The organism is Streptomyces sp. NPDC058872 (assembly GCF_042743065.1).
In the GTDB taxonomy this organism is placed as follows: domain Bacteria; phylum Actinomycetota; class Actinomycetes; order Streptomycetales; family Streptomycetaceae; genus Streptomyces.
This window is the reverse complement of the sequence record NZ_JBHYMK010000007.1, coordinates 109,769-126,308: the sequence shown is the minus strand read 5'-3', so window position 1 is coordinate 126,308 and position 16,540 is coordinate 109,769. Positions and strand designations below refer to the sequence as shown.

15 protein-coding genes and 2 pseudogenes are annotated in these 16,540 nt (G+C 70.8%); 6 read left to right on the top strand and 11 right to left on the bottom strand.

Annotation, left to right across the window (positions count from 1 at the left end):
- Positions 1–247 precede the first annotated feature (247 nt).
- Positions 248–1,528, top strand: coding sequence for an MFS transporter (locus tag ACFW22_RS06540; RefSeq protein ID WP_386399819.1), 1,281 nt, complete (start codon positions 248–250; stop codon positions 1,526–1,528).
- A 545-nt stretch (positions 1,529–2,073) separates the two neighbouring features.
- A complete protein-coding gene (locus ACFW22_RS06535; protein WP_386399816.1) occupies positions 2,074–2,850 on the top strand; it encodes a hypothetical protein in 777 nt (258 codons plus the stop codon).
- A gap of 405 nt (positions 2,851–3,255) precedes the next feature.
- Here ACFW22_RS06535 and ACFW22_RS06530 read toward each other — a convergent pair whose 3' ends face one another.
- The 3 genes from ACFW22_RS06530 to ACFW22_RS06520 form a co-directional block, all read right to left on the bottom strand.
- On the bottom strand, positions 3,256–4,287 hold the full coding sequence (locus tag ACFW22_RS06530) for a hypothetical protein (protein WP_386399813.1): 1,032 nt from the start codon (positions 4,285–4,287) through the stop codon (positions 3,256–3,258).
- Positions 4,288–4,488: 201 nt separating this feature from the next.
- Entirely contained in the window at positions 4,489–4,920 is a 432-nt protein-coding gene (locus ACFW22_RS06525) for a PRC-barrel domain-containing protein (RefSeq protein ID WP_386399810.1), read from the bottom strand.
- Positions 4,921–4,922: 2 nt separating this feature from the next.
- Complete coding sequence (locus tag ACFW22_RS06520) at positions 4,923–5,486, bottom strand: PRC-barrel domain-containing protein (protein ID WP_386399807.1); 564 nt, start codon at positions 5,484–5,486, stop codon at positions 4,923–4,925.
- A gap of 420 nt (positions 5,487–5,906) precedes the next feature.
- On the opposite strand from ACFW22_RS06520, the gene ACFW22_RS06515 reads away from it, so the two are divergent.
- The 3 genes from ACFW22_RS06515 to ACFW22_RS06505 all read left to right on the top strand — a co-directional run bounded on the left by ACFW22_RS06515 (position 5,907) and on the right by ACFW22_RS06505 (position 9,834).
- A complete protein-coding gene (locus ACFW22_RS06515) occupies positions 5,907–7,073 on the top strand; it encodes a serine hydrolase domain-containing protein (protein ID WP_386399804.1) in 1,167 nt (388 codons plus the stop codon).
- A 283-nt stretch (positions 7,074–7,356) separates the two neighbouring features.
- The gene (locus ACFW22_RS06510; RefSeq protein ID WP_386399801.1) at positions 7,357–8,595 is read left to right on the top strand and encodes a PP2C family protein-serine/threonine phosphatase; all 1,239 of its coding nucleotides are present in this window, start codon (positions 7,357–7,359) and stop codon (positions 8,593–8,595) included.
- 729 nt (positions 8,596–9,324) lie between these two features.
- Positions 9,325–9,834, top strand: coding sequence for a GNAT family N-acetyltransferase (locus ACFW22_RS06505; protein ID WP_386399798.1), 510 nt, complete (start codon positions 9,325–9,327; stop codon positions 9,832–9,834).
- Positions 9,835–9,871: 37 nt separating this feature from the next.
- Here ACFW22_RS06505 and ACFW22_RS06500 read toward each other — a convergent pair whose 3' ends face one another.
- Together ACFW22_RS06500 and ACFW22_RS06495 are read right to left on the bottom strand one after the other, a co-directional pair.
- Positions 9,872–10,459 (bottom strand): HAD domain-containing protein, encoded by a 588-nt coding sequence (locus ACFW22_RS06500; RefSeq protein WP_386399795.1) that lies wholly within the window; start codon positions 10,457–10,459, stop codon positions 9,872–9,874.
- A 267-nt stretch (positions 10,460–10,726) separates the two neighbouring features.
- Entirely contained in the window at positions 10,727–11,629 is a 903-nt protein-coding gene (locus ACFW22_RS06495; protein WP_386399792.1) for a universal stress protein, read from the bottom strand.
- 142 nt (positions 11,630–11,771) lie between these two features.
- Between ACFW22_RS06495 and ACFW22_RS06490 the strand changes: the two genes are divergently transcribed.
- Positions 11,772–12,092, top strand: coding sequence for a hypothetical protein (locus tag ACFW22_RS06490; RefSeq protein WP_386399789.1), 321 nt, complete (start codon positions 11,772–11,774; stop codon positions 12,090–12,092).
- An 82-nt stretch (positions 12,093–12,174) separates the two neighbouring features.
- Here ACFW22_RS06490 and ACFW22_RS06485 read toward each other — a convergent pair whose 3' ends face one another.
- From ACFW22_RS06485 to ACFW22_RS06460, 6 genes and pseudogenes are all read right to left on the bottom strand, one after another.
- Positions 12,175–13,065 carry a RimK family alpha-L-glutamate ligase gene (locus ACFW22_RS06485; RefSeq protein ID WP_386399786.1) on the bottom strand — a complete coding sequence of 297 codons (891 nt, stop codon included), beginning with the start codon at positions 13,063–13,065 and terminating at the stop codon, positions 12,175–12,177.
- Positions 13,058–13,387 (bottom strand): annotated as a pseudogene (locus tag ACFW22_RS06480) (2OG-Fe dioxygenase family protein); the annotation flags it as partial. The pseudogene ACFW22_RS06480 and the gene ACFW22_RS06485, both read right to left, overlap by 8 nt.
- 76 nt (positions 13,388–13,463) lie before the next feature.
- A pseudogene (locus tag ACFW22_RS06475) lies at positions 13,464–13,661 on the bottom strand (2OG-Fe dioxygenase family protein); the annotation flags it as partial.
- A 520-nt stretch (positions 13,662–14,181) separates the two neighbouring features.
- Positions 14,182–14,817, bottom strand: a complete 636-nt coding sequence (locus ACFW22_RS06470; protein WP_386399785.1) for a DedA family protein — start codon at positions 14,815–14,817, stop codon at positions 14,182–14,184.
- A gap of 56 nt (positions 14,818–14,873) precedes the next feature.
- The gene (locus ACFW22_RS06465) at positions 14,874–15,710 is read right to left on the bottom strand and encodes an undecaprenyl-diphosphate phosphatase (RefSeq protein WP_386399781.1); all 837 of its coding nucleotides are present in this window, start codon (positions 15,708–15,710) and stop codon (positions 14,874–14,876) included.
- A complete protein-coding gene (locus ACFW22_RS06460) occupies positions 15,707–16,408 on the bottom strand; it encodes a phosphatase PAP2 family protein (RefSeq protein ID WP_386399778.1) in 702 nt (233 codons plus the stop codon). The genes ACFW22_RS06465 and ACFW22_RS06460 overlap by 4 nt, the downstream gene beginning before the upstream one ends.
- Between the last annotated feature and the right edge of the window lie 132 nt (positions 16,409–16,540).

Below are 16,540 nucleotides of genomic sequence, written 5' to 3'. Positions count from 1 at the left end.
GACATCGAGGAACTGCACAGCGTGCACGAGTGGGAACTGAGGGCGCTTTTCGGTCGTGGGCGGGAACCGTGACCTTGACGGACCGTGGCACGACGCGCCGCACACCCGAGCGGTCCGTACCGGAGTGCCAGGTGGGGAGGGCGTACCGCCGCCGGAACCGACCGGGGAAATTCAGGTGACCGGCGAGGACGCTTCTTCTTACCATCGGGCGCTGCGCCATCCGCCCCCGCCCCTGAACGGCCACCACATGAAGCCCTTGATCCCCGGCGTGCTGCGTGACGAACCGCAGTTCGCCCGCCTGTTCATCGGGCAGTCCCTGTCGGTCCTCGGGGACCGCGTGGCCTTCGTGGCCGTGCCCTTCGCCGTGCTCGCGACGGGCGGGTCCGCCTCCGACGTCGGCTTGGTGGCGGCTGCGGGGCTGGTGCCCATGCTGCTGTTCACCTTGGTGGGCGGGGTGTGGGCGGACCGGTTCCCACGGCACCGCATCATGCTGGTCTCCGACCTGGTGCGGTTCGTCGTTCAGGGGCTCATCGCCGTGCTGTTGCTGACCGGTGTCGCCGAGGTTCCGCACCTGGTCCTGTTGATGGTCGTGTTCGGAACGGCGGACGCGTTCTTCATGCCCGCCTCCACGGGACTGATGCCGCTGCTGGTCGGGGCCGAACGGCTGCGGGAGGCGAATGCCCTGCGCGGCTTCGTCCAGTCGTCCGGTCTGGTGCTCGGTCCGGCCCTGGCCGGTGGACTGGTCGCGCTGGCCGGCCCCGGTGGCGCCCTGGCCCTGGACGCCCTGACCTTCGCCGTCAGCGCCGCGTTCCTGGCCCGGCTGAAGCCCCGACGAGCGGCATCCGAGGGGAAGGAGGTCACCGCTGCGGGGACCTTCCTGGAGGAACTGCGCGTCGGATGGGTCCATGTGCGCAGCCGGACGTGGGTGTTGGCCGGCATGGCCGGCATTGCGGTCTACCACGTCGTCGTGCTGCCGTCGGTCTACGTGCTGGGACCGGTCCTCGCCGAGCACGAGTGGGGTGGTGCGGCGGGTTGGTCGGTGGTGGTCGCGGCCTTCGGCATCGGTGCCGTCGTCGGCGACCTGGCCGCCTACCGGCTCAAGCTCTCGCGCCCCATGGCCCTGGGGGCTGCGGCCCTCGCCGTGGCCTCCTGCCAGGCGATCATCATCGGGTCCGGTGCTTCGCTCGCCTTGATCGCGGTCCTCGAAGGAGTCACCGGCGTTGCCGTCTCCCTCTTCTTCGTCCTGTGGGAGACGGCGCTGCAGACGCACGTGCCGGAGCACGCCTTGTCCCGCGTGAGCTCCTACGACCACCTGCTGTCGGCCGGACTGATGCCGGTCGGCCTGGCACTCGCCGGTCCGGTGTCCGAATCCATCGGCGTGCAGACCACCCTGTACGGAATGACGGTCATCGCGGTTCCGGCCGCTCTCGCGCTCCTCTGCGTTCCTGCCGTACGGCGGCTCCCGGCGCATGTCCCGGGTACGGCGAGTGGCAGTGGCCAGGCCACCTCGGAGGTCAGCCTGACGTGAAGCGGCTCGACGGCTGCCGTCGCTCCCCGCCCCGACCGAGGGGGTGTGGTCGCTGCTGAAACGGTCGCTGGAGAATTTCGCCGCCGTCAATCTCGATCACCTCGTCCGCGTCATGAAGCGCAAGCTGAAGAAGATCCAGTACCGCCCGCACCTGCTCGACGGCTGCCTCGCCGAGACCGGCCTGATCATCGAGCCGCCTTGACCACCCCACCCACTATCGCGAGTTCAACCTCAGTACCTGCCGAAACGATCGTGACGGGTACGGTGAGAACCGGACCAGGAAAATGCGATCAAACCCCGCTTAGGGGGCAAGCCTCGTCCCTCAGTGCGCGACGCAATGAGAATCCGCCGGCACGAACGAGAAGCGGTGAGAATCCGACAGGCTCGGTGCGACAGGACAGGCACCGTTGCCACGGATGTCGTGCCCCCCCATGCTCAGTGACAGGTATCGCGCTCAGGCGACAGCCGTATCGTCCAGTCACAACAGCTTTTGAGGTTCGTCGGCCCGGTGCTGCGGTCCGTGGACGGTGGCAGGATGTTCGGCCATGGGAACGAGAGACGGCAGTGACGAGTCATACGTCGTCGGATTGTGCAACCGGATTCTTGGGGAGGTCGGCCTTGCGCAGCACAAGTTCGACTGGCTGCTGGGAGATCCCGGAGCAGGTGGCCGGCGCGTCAAACTGCCGGTCGATGCCTACTGGCCGGGCCATGAGCTCGTGGTGGAGTACCGCGAACTGCAGCACGACCAGTCGATGCCCCATTTCGACAAGCCGGACCGACTGACCGTCAGCGGTGTCCACCGCGGCGAGCAGCGGGCCCTGTACGACGCCCGGCGCGACACGGAGATTCCCCTACACGGGCTCCGCCTGGTCGTCATCCGCCCCGCGGACCTGGATGCGGACGGCCGCGGGCGGCTGCGCCGCAACGAAGACGCCGATCTGGCGGCACTGGCGAAGGTCCTGGCCCGCGACAGTGACGAGGACCGGGTCACCGACACCTTCCGCACCTGGCTCCTGGCCGAACGCTGGACACCGGTCGATCCCACGGACCGGTGGACCGACCTGGAAGCCGTGAGGGGAGAGGAACGGCTGATCTGCGAGGCCAAGGGCCGAACCAGCGCGAAGGGGGTCGACGCCGACATCGCCTATGGCCAACTGTTGCGCCGCATGACGAGCCAGGACCCGCACACGCGCTACGCCCTCGTCGTGCCGTCCTCCTCCATCAAGGCCGCCGTGCGCGTCCCGGTGCACGTCCGACGGCTCCTACGCATCGACGTGTACGAGGTGACGGACGACAACCGGGTGTTCCGACTCACCGACTGAACGGTGTGAGGCGCTGCGTCGCCGTTGGTGTTTTCCTCAGGGGTCGTTGTCCTTTCGATCTTGAAATATGCCCGTCGAACGGGAGTCCAGATCGAGTGGTCGCGGGGTGCTCGGTGCATGTGGACGGGGCCTTCCGAAAAGCTCGTCGGCGTCGAATCACCGAGCGTCGTCAGGAGCCCCTGGTGTCGCAGTGTGTCGTCTCGATGGGTGGGGCCGTCCAGTTTGGTCGCCCTGGAACGAGGTCGCCCGGCGCACCGGTCCGGAAACGCTGTGGGCCGCCGGGTCCGGCAGCGCTGCCGTCCCACGGGACGTGGCAGGTGCGGAGTGTCAGGAGCCGGGGAGCGGCGGCCCCCGCGCCCGCCGACGCGCGGAGCACCGCATCAGCCGGAACCCGGTACGGGCGAGCTACTGGATGCTCCAGCGGTGCGGATGGTCGGGGTCGGTAGGGCAGGCGAAGAGGTTGAGTTCGCCGTATCGGCCCACGATGACCTTGGTGGGGGTGGCGTACCGATGGGTGGGTCGACCTCGGTCTTCCAACGGTTTCCAGCTACCGCTGCCACCGTCCCATTCCGAGCTGTCGATGGTCAGCAGCAGGCGCATCGGTGTCCTGCACTCCTGACAGTCCATGGGGTACGGGTCGGTCTTGTGCCAGGAGGCGTAGCCGCCGACGCGCCAGCCGGGCGGGATGGACAGGTCGTACTGGTAGCCGACCGGATCGGTCGCGTCCTCGCCGGCCGACCGAGCGGCCTGCTCTTCCTGGGCTTCCTCCCAGGCGTCGAGCCGGGTGCACAGTTCCTCGGGCAGAAGGCCGGCGAACGGGTAGCTGACCACCTGTTCCGGGTGCAGCACGCACGGCTCGGGCACGAACCCTTCGGATCCGACGACCAGCGACTGGGGGGCTGCGGCCAGTACTTCCCCGACGTCCCGCGATCGCCGCCAGTGCAGGTGCATCTTCAGGTCATGTCGGCCCGGGCCGTGCGTGTTGAAGGGGCACCAGAACACCTGGAGGAGGTCGCAGCCGTCCGGCCCCGCCGGTAGGTCCGGGACGTCCCGCCGGTACAGCTGCGCCAGACCGATCATCGGCAGCGGATCCGTCTCCGGTGCCTCGGGAAGCTGGTGTTCCCGGGCCACCCCGGCCAGGAGCCCTTGCTCCTCCTCCGTGGGGCCCGGGTCCTGTTCCCGGGCCCGTGCGGCGGCCAGGACCCGCTGGTAGTGATGGATGTCGGCCGGGCTTCCGCCCTGCCCGCGGCCGTGGGCCTCACCGCATACCGGCCACGGCTCGTCCACCGGCCACAGCATCGGACCGCCCACCGAGCTGGCCGACGCCCGCGGGCTGCCCGGCCGCGGGTGGAGCCGTGTCGTCGTGCCCCGGTAGGCGGCCAGTTCCGGGAAGAGCACTTCGACATCGAGCGGGCGCGGGGGCGTGGTCCTCGTCATGGAACCGACCTTAGGCACCCGGCGACTTTCACCATCGAGCACCCCTCCAGCAACGTCGCAGTGCCAGTGCAAGTGCCGTCGTCGGAAGCCGGACTCCGGCACGGCTTCCGGGCCGGTGCGGCACCGCCCCGTCGATGTGCGTGGTTCGGGGCCCGGGCGCCCGGGGCGCGACCGGCCGCGCCGCCGCGGGCGGGGCGGGGGTCAGGGGGAGGCGACGACGACGGCGTAACCACCGGTGCCGAGGAGACGTTCGCCGTCGACGTCCTGGCCCGCGAGGACGAGGCGTTGGACGTGCCCGGTGCTCGCGTCGAACTCGATGTCATCGGCGGGGCCGAGGTCCTCTCCCGCCTCGGTCAGGACGCGTCTGCCGAGCGGGTCGTGGAGCTTGTCCGCCGGGATCGAAGTGTCGTCCTCCGTTTGGACGTCCTCGGCGGAGCGGATCGTGACGGCGTCGGGTCCGCACGCGTGGACGTGGTTCCAGGTCACGAGGGTGCCGGGGCCCTTGGTCTTCACGCGGAGGGCAGTGATGCGGGCGGGCGAGGGGGCGACGATCAGTCCGGTGACGGTGGCGAGCGTCTCTGCGGTGTCCAAGCCGACGACACCGTGGCCCTTGACCTGGCTGAACAGCGGCATCGTCACTCCTCCGGTTCCAGGCGGTTGCGCAGCCCGTGAGCGGCTTCGGCGAATCCGGCCAGGTCTCCGGCGGTGAACTCGCCGGTGGCGTCGGGGACGAGGACCATCTCACCGGAGACGGCGACGGGCTTGAGCACGGGAAGCAGGACCCGTGGGTGGCCGTGCCCGGCGGATTCGACCTCGTAGCCGACCACCGAGGGCCTGCGACCGGTCTCGAGGACGACGTCGACGATCTTGCCGAGGTCCGTGCCGCCTTCGGTCATCGCCCGGGCACCGAGAACGTTGCCGCCGCCGGAGGCCATGAGGCCCTGGGAGGTCCGATCGTCGTCGTCGAGCGCGTTCTCGTCGCGGACCATCACCGCGTCCGGGCCCAGGGCATGCACCCTGTTCCACGACAGGTCCCGCTTGAGCGGGCCGGAGAGCAACCCGCGCCCGCTCAGGGTGAAACAGCGGACACCGCCGCGGGCGGCGTCGAAGACGATGTCCTTGATCTGGGCGATGTCCTCACCCGTGAGGGTCACCACCGGCAACTTCGTGATCTCGCTTGCCCGCACGTACTCGGTCATGGTCTGGTCCTGCCTCCGCCGCGAGGGGGGCGCTTCCCGGCGATGACCCCGCCACTGCGCCGTCGCGCCTGGACCCCGAGCGCGGATGCCGCACACAGTACGACGACCGCCACGGCGATCACGAGCCAGATCCACCACTCCATCTGTGCCGACCTCCCAGGGAACGGCCCCGCGACTTCAAGTATCCGCCCGAACCCCCACCACCGACAGCGGTGCGCCGCGCGACCGTCCGAGGGCCGGAACGCTCGAAGGTTCGCCCGGCGGACCTTAGGGGGCACCCCGGACGACAACCCGCAGCCCGTGCGCCGCCCTCCCGGTCAGGAGATCGGGGGAGAGCCCCTCCTCACTGAGGATCCGCGCGGTCACCAAGATCACCAGGATGGATACCGGCAACCTACCCCGAGACCCGAGGAGCCCCGCATGCGCCCCCCCCCCCACCCCCGCACCCGCCTGGCCGTCGCCATCGCCCTCACGCTCGGTCTGACGGCCGGACCCCTGGCCGCTCCCGCACTCGCCGTAGGCCCCGCCCCCGCTTTACGGACCGGCGCGCCCGCCCCGGGCACCCGGGCGGACGAGGGGAACGTGCCCGCGCTGGAGGCCGCGATCGCCGGACTTCCGGACCGGGACGCCACCGCCGCACTCATCCGCGTCGGCGGCGACGCCACCTGGTGCGGCACCGCCGGCGTGCGGGACGTCCGGACCGGTGCCCCCGCCCTGACCGACGCCCGGTTCCGCGCGGGCTCCGTCACCAAGGTCGTCACCGCATCGCTGGTGGTCCAGCTCGCCGCGGAGGGGCGCATCGACCTGGACGGCACCGTGCAGTCCTATCTTCCCGGTCTGTTGAGCGACGACTTCGCGCCCGTCACGGTCCGCCAGCTGCTCACCTTCACGAGCGGCTTGCAGCCGGGCATCTCCTTCGGCAACACGGTCGAGGAATCACTCAGGTACCGCTACCTGACCCTGACCCCGGAGACGGTCGTCGCCTCAGCCGTCGCGAAGGGCCCGGCACACGCCCCGGGGGCGGAGCAGCACTACTCCAACATCCACTACACGGTGCTCGGCATGCTCGTCGAGAAGGTCACCGGAGACAGCTACGCCCATCAGGCGGAGGCCCGGATCTTCAAGCCGCTCGGCATGCGCCGCACTTCCTTCCCCGAGGGTGCGGACCCGCGCATCCGCGGTCCGCACAACCGCGGTTACGAGGAGGTCGACGGCCGGCTCGTCGACGTCACGGAGTGGAACATGTCGGACCGGTGGGCGGCCGGAGACCTGATCTCGACCACCGCAGACCTGGAGCGGTTGCTGGTGGCGCTGTTCGGCGGCCGGCTCGTCCCCGGGCGCTACCTGGACCAGATGTTCACCGTCCCGGATCTGCCGGGCGCGACGATGGGCATGGGGCTGACGCGGTACGAGGTGAACGGCAAGGAGATCTGGGGCAAGACGGGCGCGCGCCCCGGCTACCACACGGTGGTCGCGGCCACCCGAGACCTGTCGCGAACGCTGGTGTACTCGGTCAACGCCACCGATGCCAAGAGGAAGGGCGCCGAACTCGTCGAACGGTTCGCCATCCCGGCGTTCACCGACTGACGTGCGGCCCCTCCCGTACGGCGTGCCCGACTCCTCGTGAGACGGGAGGGGAGCCGCTAAAGCCGGCGTCCAGGGGACGGCGGAGGGCGAGCCGGCACTCAGCGGTTGGTTCGCCCATCGGACCCGAGCGGACGCCGCTCCGAAAGCCATGCGGACTTTTCCCTTAATTTTCCTAAATGTATACTTAATGATCAAATTGTGACTTCTCTGGAGCATCGATCGACAGCGGAGAACTGAACGTTTCATGCACCATGAAAAGCCCCGACCGCACGGCGGCCTGCTAATGGAAGCGTCGCCCTTCGCCCTCGCCCTCCTGGACGCCGCAATCGGTCCGGACATCTGCTTCGTCCACCTGGCCGCGGTCGTACCCGTGCTTGCCGCCATCCACGGCTCCGTGATCACGGTGCTCCGGATCGGCGCGACCACCGCGGTCCTCAGTGCGATCGCATGTGGCATCAGCGGCGACTGGGGCGCCGCGCACTCCCGCGCGGCCCTCGGCGCCATCGTCCTGGTCACCCTCTGTTCCGCCTGGGCGGCGCGCCGGCGCCTGCGGACCGTGCACCGCCTGTCCGCCGTCGAGACCGTTGCGGAAGCGGCGCAGAACGTGATCCTCCAGGTTCCGCCGCCGCGTGTGGGCCGGGTGAACGCTGCGGCGTCGTACGTGTCCGCCGCCCGTGCGGCGGACATCGGAGGCGACTTCTACGCGGTCGAGCCGATCAGGGGCGGGGTGAGGGCCATCATCGGCGACGTCCAGGGCAAGGGCCTCGAAGCGGTGAGGACGGCGGCGACCGTACTGGCCTCGTTCCGTGAGGCAGCCGCGACGACCGGTGACCTGGAAACCGTCGGGCGTCGGGTGGAGTGCGCGTTGAACCGACGCAGGGAGGGCGAGGAGTTCGTCACCGCCGTCCTGGCCGAACTCCGTGACGACGGAACCCTGCTCACCCTCAACTACGGTCACCCGGCACCGCTGCTGATCCGTCGGGACCGGGCCGGGGAGTTCCTGGAGCCACCCACCCCGGCCCTCCCGCTGGGCATGGGGGCAGTCCTTGGTGAGTCCGCCGCCCCGGCCCTTGGGCGCACCCGCCTCGGTGGTCGCGACCGGATCCTCTTCTACACCGACGGGCTCAGCGAGGCGCGCGACGCCGGAGGAACCTTCTACGCCGTGGAGAACGGCATCGGACTGCTCGCCCACGACGGCCTCGACCACGGCCTCGACCTGCTGCGCGCAAGCCTGCACCAGCATGTGCGCGGGGAGCTGCAGGACGACTCCGCCCTCCTCCTGTTGGAGCTCGCCCCCTTGCCGGGAGCGACACCGGGAGCGACACCGGGAGCGACACCGGGAGCGACACCGGAAGCGACACCGGAATCGAGGCGCCCCGAGGCCGTGCTCCGCTTCCCCGAGGGCCACCCGGACCGGGGAGGCATCCCCGCGGCCGGCCCCTCCCCGCTGCCCGTCTTCATGGAAGGCGGCCCGGACTGCGGAGTGTGTCCGGCCCGGGCCTGCCCGTCGCGCTCTTCCTGAACGGGGAGCCGCACCGTTTCCGTTCGGGTGTCGTCGGCCGGCGCGACACGGGTGCTGACGACCGCCCGTGACGTCCCCTCTTCGCTCTCCTCGGCCTCCCGACGGAGAACGACCGGTCACCATGAGGTGTCGGAGCCTGGAAGGGGGGCTGGTGCCCACCCACCGGTCCGGCGTCGAACGACTGCCCCTCTCGGGGGGAGGGGCGGCCTTCCGCGTGCCCGGCCCTGGAAGTCCTGCGCGGAGGCTGGAGGGACCGCCAGCTCCTGACGGGCGTTCCCGTGGGACAGCGGCAGCATCCCGTATGCGGAGTCGCCCGCTTCCGGGCCACCGGGCACGGTGGTCCTCACGCCCGCGCCACGTCACCTCCCATGCCCCAGGAGGACGGGGCGTTGCGGACCTCCCTCTCCCCGGTGCTTTCCACCGACGGGATCCATTCCGTCGACCTTGACCTCCACCAGGACTTCCGGGGGTGGCCGCGCCCGTTTCGCTGCGCGGTGTGCCCGGGTGAGCGGGCTGTCGTCCTCGACGTACGGCCTCGATGGAACCCTCGTGATCCTCCGCATGAGCGGTGGCCGTGCCGCCCGGCTCCTGCACGCGTGCCAAGGTCCGGTCGAAGGAGTCCCTGCCGGAGACCACCGATACGCCAACGGCAGGCCTTGGTGGCAGACGAGCAGTTGCCCGTCCTCCCCGGACCGTGGGAGCGTCCCCGGTGGAGCGGAGGAGGAGCGAGTGCGGTTGCGGAACGTTTCACCGGACGACGTCGATGCCTATGTGCGCATGCGATGCGATCCGGTCATGATGGCTGATCTGGGCGGGCCTCTCCCCCGGGAGGGGATGGCGGACAAGGTGCGCAGGGACGCCCAGCAGGCGGCAGACGGCCTTGCGTGGTTCAAGATGATCGTTCCTGATGCGACCGAGCCCGACGTGGTGGCCGGGACGGTGACGATCTGGTCCCACGACACCGGCGACGGGCCGATTTCCGAGATCGGTTGGATGGTCCTGCCGGAGTTCCAAGGGCGGGGCCTTGGCAAGCGTGCCGTCCGCGCCCTCCTGCAACAGGCCGGTGACCAGGGACGCTGGGGGCTGGTTCATGCCTTCCCGGCAACGAACAACGCGGCTTCGAACGGGATCTGTCGGTCCGTCGGGTTTCGTCTCCTCTCTCCCGTCGAGGTGACCTTCGCGGGGCGAGTCCTCAGCGCCAACCACTGGGTCATAGACCCGGAGGAGGAACTGCGCTGACGCCGACGATCCCCGGATTCCGTGTGGGCCCGCCCGTCTACCGGCCGGGGCGCTTGCGGATGGTCCACGCCGGTGCCGTCGGGATTCCGCGAGCAACCGGCAGTTCCCCCGGAGCGTCCGGGGAGCCCCAAGCGGCCCGCAGCCACGGGTCGATGACCGCGAAGTCGCCGTCGGCGAGGCCGCGGGACGACGCGATGTGATGGAGGAGGGCCGGGGCAGGGTGGTGAGAGGACACCCAGTCCCGATCGGCGTCGGTGATCTCGTCGTCGACCCAGACGAAGGGACGTCCGTCCGCCCGTGCCACCAGGGTCCGGGTCTTCCAGTGGAGCCCGAACCACCGGTCCTCGTGTTCCTGCGCGTCGGAGGGTTCCGGCCAGTGCACGACCGGCAGGGAGGGCAGGCCGAGCAGCGGTGCGATGTCGGTGTTCGCCGCTCCTTCCCAGGTGGTGGCCCAGACCAACGCGCACGGCAGTGCCGCGAGCCGAGGCCCGAGGCGAGGGTCGAGCCGCATCAGGGCCGAATCCGTCACGGAGCCTGACGGCTCATGCCGTGGGCCGTCGCCGAACGGCAGGAGAGGCCCGTCGACGTCCAGGAACAGCAACGGCTTTTCCCCGCGTCCGCTCATCCCACGGCCTCCTGGTCTCCCGCGACCAGAATGCCACGTTCGAGACGGCCCTTGCCCTCCGGTGCGGTCCGGAGGGCAAGGGCCGTGCGGTACGGGATGTCGGTGAGGGAGGCGGTGCCCAGGACGCCGGTGACGCCGGTGGCGCCAGGGACGCCGGGGGGCCGACCGGGCCGGATGGCCCTTCAGTCGATGGCGCCCTGAGCACGTGGACGATCCCTGCCCCGCGGGTCCTTCCGCCGGGGCCTCACGGCGCGGACGGGGGAGGGGTCAGTCGTGCGGGACGACGGCGACGGGGGCAGCGGAGTGGTGCAGTACCGCGTGGGCGACCGGTCCGACGTGGGCGCCGACCCCGGTCCGCCGCCGCCGGCCCACCACCACCAGGGACGCGTCGTGCGCGGCCTCGACCATCCGCAGCGAAGGGCTGGCGAACTCGGACTCCTCGATGACCTCGACGGAGGGGTACTTCTGCCGCCAGGGCTCCAGGAGTCCGGTCAGGGCGGCCTTCTCCTGTGCGGCGATTTCCTGGTCCAGGGTCGGATCGGCGGCGAACCCGTAGACGTAGTACGGAGACATGCTCCAGGCGCTGACGGCCCGCACCGACGTCTTGCGACGGGCAGCCTCCTCGAAGGCGAACGCGAACGGTGCGTCGTGCGGGGCCTGGGTGTCCACCCCGAGGACCACCGGCCGGAAGGGCGTCTGCGTGGACGGAGCACCGGTGGTGTCCGGCTGGTGCTCGTCGGCCGCCCGCTCCTGCCCCCGCACCAGGACGACCGGTCGGTCGGCGTGCGCGACGACCGACAGTCCGACCGAGCCGACCAGGAAACCGCCGATGGCGCCCAGACCTCGGGAGCCCAGCACCAGCAGCTCCGATTCCCCTGCGGCCCGAGCCAGCACCTCGGCCGCGTCACCGCTGTGCTGTTCGGTCAGGATCTCCACTCCGGGGTAGCGGGAGCGGAGTTCGGCAACGGCCTCCCGCGGGATCTTCTCCGTCCAGTGCCGCTGCGTCTCCGTACCCAGCAGCGGTGCCTGGGCCAGGGGGGCCGGCACCGGCTCCCACACGTGCACCAGTCTCAACGGCAGGCCGTGGAACTCGGCCTGACGGGCCGCCCAGTCGGCGGCGGCCCGGCTCTCCCGGGATCCGTCGAGCCCCACGGTGACGGTGCGGGACATGAAGCCCACCTCCTGTGTGTCCGGTGTCCGGCCCCCTTCCGGGACCGGACACCAGCTTCCCGGGCGCCGAGCGGCTCGGGCAGGGTCTTGAGGCCCTCGTGGGGGTCCGAACGGCCCTACGCACCCGCGCGATGATGGAGGCATGGAGATCGAAGTCCTGGTCGTGCCCGACTGCCCCCACCAACAGCTCGCCGAGGAGCGGCTGCGACAGGCCCTGGCCGTCGCCGGCCTGCCCGGCCTGGACTTCACCACGCGGTTGATCACCGGCCAGGACGAGGCCGAGCGCTCCGGGTTCGCCGGTTCCCCGACGATCCTCATCGACGGGCGCGACCCCTTCGCCGAACCCGACGCGGTTCCCTCCCTGTCGTGCCGGATCTATCGCACCTCCCTCGGCCCGGCCGGGGCGCCCAGCGTCGACCAGCTCCGACAGGCCCTCCGGGAAGCCGCCGGCACCACGGCCTGACCGTTCGCCCGCGGCTCCTCCACGACGGCGTCCGCGTGATCGGACGAGGTCGCTCCCCGGGGTTCCTGCCGTGCCCGCCGGATCAGTCGCGGCATCGGGTGAGGAGGCTGCTCACCGCCCGGGCCAGGCGGTCTGCGGCCGCGTCGTCGTACTCCAGGTAGAGGAAGGGTTCGATGAGTTCCACCTCGACGATGCGGGGTTGCCCGGAGTGATCCCGAATCATGTCGATGCGGGCGTGGAGCAGGCTCCCGGCGCCGGGCACGCTGTTCAGGACGTGCCGGGCCGCCGCGAAGTGATCGGGGTCGGGACGGCAGGACCGGGCGGACCAGTCGCTGCCCGGTTCCGGCGCCAGGATTCCGTCGCGCAGAGCCTCGGGCGCCAGGTAGCCGTGCTTGCGGACGGCGTGGCTGAAGGTGCCGCCGAGGTACACCAGGGAGATCTCGCCCGCCCGGTCCACACCGCTGAGATAGGGCTGCACCAGCATGGGTGCGCCGGAGGTGGCGTATGCGCACGCGGCATCGAGATCGGTGGTCCGCAGGACGTGCTGGCCGCCGATTCCGACGGCGGGCTTGACGACGACCTCCCTCCAGTCTCCGGGCAGCTCGACGGGGGTCAGCCGCTCCCCGGGCGTCGTCCACACCGTGGGAACCACCGGGCAGCCCCGTTCGGCCAGGTCTCGCAGATAGTGCTTCCGACTGTTCCAGGCGATCACGGGCGCCGGGTTGGCCAACACGGTGAGGTCCCCGATGTGCTGGACGGTCGTCAGGAACTCGGCGTGGCGGGCCGTGTAGTCCCAGGTGCTGCGCACGATCGCCGACCGGTACCGGCTCCAGTCGACGTTCGGAGCGTCCCAGGGCACGGCCGTCACGCTCAGACCGAGGGCCTCCAACGCTCCGGTGGCGGTCTTGAGTTCGGGGTCGAACCCGTCGAAGGTCACGTACGCCACGTCGATCGAGTCGCCCGGGTCACGCATCGTGGCCCTCCTGTGCGGTGACGGGCGCGAGGGTGACCACGACGACGTCGCGGTGGGCGCGTCCGGGGCGCCGCGGGGTCAAGGGGCTGACGCGGTGCTCCACCAGGGAATCCTCCAGCAGCAGGGTCTCGCCGACCGCCAACGGGCCTTCGTACAGCGGTTCCGACACGGCATCCGGACGCCGGACGGTGGTGATCGCCCCGTCGGTGTTGTGCCGCGCGACGCAGGCGATGAGGACCCAGGCGAAACCGTCCCGGTGGCAGCCCTCCGGGGTGGGCGGTCCCGCGTGACCGTCCGTGGCCACGACCCGGATCTGGTGGCAGCCGAGGGCGAACTCCCCCCCGCGGGACGGTGCCGTGTTCCTGTGCGCGCAGGGCCAGGGCCCGGGCGAACTCCTGGGTGGCCTCGGCCAGCGGGGCGAACGTCCGACTGACGCCCCCGGCGTGGCTGTTGAGGCGCTTGCCCTGGAAGAACGGAACCCCGAGGCTCCAACGCGACCGGTTCGGGGCCAGGACCGTCTGGCCGAAGGCCCGGTACCGGTAGACGTGTTCGCCGGCGAGGTACCGGTGCTCCGGAAGGTCCTCGTGGCTCGCCACCAGACTGCTGGTGACCAGGTCGGGGCAGGCGAGTGTGTGGACGGGCAAGAGTTCTCCTCGTGTCGCATCGCTGCCTTGGGGTCGGGGCAGGGTCGGGTGCCTGCGGCACCCGGCGGGTCACGGGCGCCGGGTGAAGGTCGTTCCGGCTGCGCTGTCGTGTCTTCCCCCCGAGGAACCACCAGCGCACCCGGTGTAGTCGACCTGCCCACACGAGTGGGGTGCGACGAGCCGCTGGCCAGCGGATCACCTGCGTGGCCAACGACGGCGGCCGGGTCTGGTTACGGGGGGCGAGGCACGGTGTGCGCGGGCCGGCGGACTCGTCTGCGGAGGAGCGCAGGGACCGCTCGCCGTTCGACCGACTCCACGGAGTCGACGGCAACTCCGAGCCGGTCTTCGTCCCCACCGCCGACAGGGCGACGGGGACGATGTCGAGAGGTTCCGCTCCGCGAAGTCGGTGCCCCCGCGCGCCCCGTCCTCGTCCGCGGTCCGGAGCCGCTCGTGGTCCCCGGTCGAGGTGCGCTCAGGAGGCCGGTCCGGGCCTCCGGCGGGTCCGTACGTACTCCACCGCCAGGGGGACGGTGGAGGCCACGACCAGGGCGATCAGGATGAGCTCGATGTGGGCGGTGACGAAGGGCACCTGCCCGAGGAAGTGGCCGAGGAGGATCACGCCGGTGCCCCACAGCGCGGCCCCGATCAGGTTGAACCCCACGAAGGTGCGGTAGTGCATGGCGCTGACGCCGGCCACGATCGGGGTGAAGGTGCGCACGACGGGCACGAAGCGGGCCAGGACCAGGGAACGCGGGCCGTGGTCGGCGAAGAACGCGGCTGCTTTGACGACGTTCTGCTGTGTGAAGAAACGGGAGTCCGGGCGCCGGAAGAGGGCGGGGCCGACCTTGCGGCCGAAGAGGTATCCGGCCTGGTCACCCGCTGCGGCTGCGACCACGACGAGCAGACACACCAGCCACAGGGGCTGGGTGAGGTGACGGTGGGAGGCGGTGAGGAGTCCGGCGGTGAACAGCAGGGAGTCGCCGGGCAGGAAGAAGCCGATGAGCAGGCCGGATTCGGCGAAGACGACGGCGAGGATGCCGATCAGGCCGAAGACGGAGATCAGGTGGTCGGGTTCGAGCCACTGCGGGCCGAGGGCGAGGACGGTCATGGTTGCGGGGCTCCTGTCCGGGCGGGGTGTGCGGCGCCTGTCAGGCGCGACGCCTGTCAGGCGTGCAGGGCGCCGATGCCCAGCAGTCCGAGCAGGAGGACGCCGACGGCGATGCGGTAGGTGACGAAGGCGTTGAAGGAGTGCTTTGCGACGAACTTCAGCAGCCAGGAGATCGAGGCGTAGGCGACGACGAAGGAGACCGCGGTGCCGACGACCAGGGGGAGGGCGTCGATGCCGGTGCCGAGGGCGTCCTTGAGTTCGTACAGGCCGGCGCCGGTCAGGGCGGGGATGCCGAGGAAGAAGGAGAGGCGGGTGGCGGCGACGCGTTCCAGGTCGAGGATGAGGCCGGTGGACATGGTGGCGCCGGATCGGGAGAAGCCGGGGAAGAGCAGGGCGAGGATCTGGGAGGAGCCGACCAGCATGGCGTCCTTGAGGGAGGTGTCGTCCTCGCCGCGCTTGTGGCGTCCCCTCTGGTCGGCCGCCCACATCAGGCCGCTGCCCACGATCAGGGAGCCGGCCACCACCCACAGGGAGGCCAGCGGGCCGTCGATCAACGGTTTCGCCGCGAGCCCCACGGCGACGATCGGGAGGGTGGCGTAGATGACCCACCAGGCGAACTTGTAGTCGTGGTGGTAGCGCTCCTCCTTGTTCGCCAGGCCCCTTCCCCAGGCCGAGACGATCCGCACGATGTCCTTGAAGAAGTACACGAGGACCGCCGCGATCGCTCCCACCTGGATCACCGCTGTGAACGCGACGACGGAGGCGTCGTCGACGGGGATGCCCATCAGCCCTTCGGCGATCTTGAGGTGCCCGGTGGAGGAAATCGGCAGGAACTCCGTCACCCCTTCCACGACCCCCAGGAGCACGGCCTGTCCCACACTGATCACACTCATGGACCCTCACCTTCGACGGATGGCGCGGCGGCGGTCTTCCGACGCCACAGGAGAACGAGGAACATCCCCGACGTCCCGACCCAGGAGGCGGTCAGCAGCCAACCCGCCAGGACGTCGGTGGGCCAGTGCATCCCGAGGTAGACGCGGCTGGCGCCGACGGCGACGGCCCACAGCGCGGGCACCACCAGGACCGTTCGCCGGGCCCGGCCCCGCACCGCGCGGTACGCCCCGGCGGTGAGCAGGGCCGCGACGGCGGCGGAGGTCGTGGTGTGCCCCGAGGGCAGGGCGTAGCCGCTCGCCGTCCACGCCCAGTCGGCGGCCGGCGGGCGCGGCCGGGCCAACCAGGACGCCAGCGCGATGCGGGGGACCTGCACCGACACCAGGGCCAGGGCGCCCGCCAGTGCCCCGAGCCACCGGACGCCGGGCCGGGCAAGGGCTCCGGCGAACGCCGCCAGCAGGTAGGCCGGCACTCCGCTGCCGGTCACCGTGACCGCAACCGCCGCCCCGACCGCCCAGGAGGGTCGGTGCCCCACTGCCCAGCCGTGCAGTGCACGGTCCGCTCCGAACGGCGCCCCGTGCGCCGCGACGGTGGCCACCACGAGCGCGCCGAGCAGCGCCGAGCACACCAGCGCCGTCGCGACGGGCAGCCGCCACCGCACGCCGCCGGCACGGGGGGCGGCGGTCTGGGAGCGGGGCATCGGGCATCCTGTCTGGGCAGGCCGCATGACCGGCACGTGCAGGAGCACGGGCTCGGAGCGGGTACGGACGAACACGATAGCTTCTATTCGTGAATAGAAGTTACCGTGGACTGTAGACGACGAAGCGAAGGG

Bases quoted from the DNA above. Each gene is read 5' to 3' on its own strand.
- ACFW22_RS06540 (WP_386399819.1), top strand. From the start codon at position 248: ATGAAGCCCTTGATCCCCGGCGTGCTGCGTGACGAACCGCAGTTCGCC.
- ACFW22_RS06535 (WP_386399816.1), top strand. From the start codon at position 2,074: ATGGGAACGAGAGACGGCAGTGACGAGTCATACGTCGTCGGATTGTGC.
- ACFW22_RS06530 (WP_386399813.1), bottom strand. From the start codon at position 4,287: ATGACGAGGACCACGCCCCCGCGCCCGCTCGATGTCGAAGTGCTCTTC.
- ACFW22_RS06525 (WP_386399810.1), bottom strand. From the start codon at position 4,920: ATGCCGCTGTTCAGCCAGGTCAAGGGCCACGGTGTCGTCGGCTTGGAC.
- ACFW22_RS06520 (WP_386399807.1), bottom strand. From the start codon at position 5,486: ATGACCGAGTACGTGCGGGCAAGCGAGATCACGAAGTTGCCGGTGGTG.
- ACFW22_RS06515 (WP_386399804.1), top strand. From the start codon at position 5,907: ATGCGCCCCCCCCCCCACCCCCGCACCCGCCTGGCCGTCGCCATCGCC.
- ACFW22_RS06510 (WP_386399801.1), top strand. From the start codon at position 7,357: ATGGAAGCGTCGCCCTTCGCCCTCGCCCTCCTGGACGCCGCAATCGGT.
- ACFW22_RS06500 (WP_386399795.1), bottom strand. From the start codon at position 10,459: ATGAGCGGACGCGGGGAAAAGCCGTTGCTGTTCCTGGACGTCGACGGG.
- ACFW22_RS06495 (WP_386399792.1), bottom strand. From the start codon at position 11,629: ATGTCCCGCACCGTCACCGTGGGGCTCGACGGATCCCGGGAGAGCCGG.
- ACFW22_RS06490 (WP_386399789.1), top strand. From the start codon at position 11,772: ATGGAGATCGAAGTCCTGGTCGTGCCCGACTGCCCCCACCAACAGCTC.
- ACFW22_RS06485 (WP_386399786.1), bottom strand. From the start codon at position 13,065: ATGCGTGACCCGGGCGACTCGATCGACGTGGCGTACGTGACCTTCGAC.
- ACFW22_RS06470 (WP_386399785.1), bottom strand. From the start codon at position 14,817: ATGACCGTCCTCGCCCTCGGCCCGCAGTGGCTCGAACCCGACCACCTG.
- ACFW22_RS06465 (WP_386399781.1), bottom strand. From the start codon at position 15,710: ATGAGTGTGATCAGTGTGGGACAGGCCGTGCTCCTGGGGGTCGTGGAA.
- ACFW22_RS06460 (WP_386399778.1), bottom strand. From the start codon at position 16,408: ATGCCCCGCTCCCAGACCGCCGCCCCCCGTGCCGGCGGCGTGCGGTGG.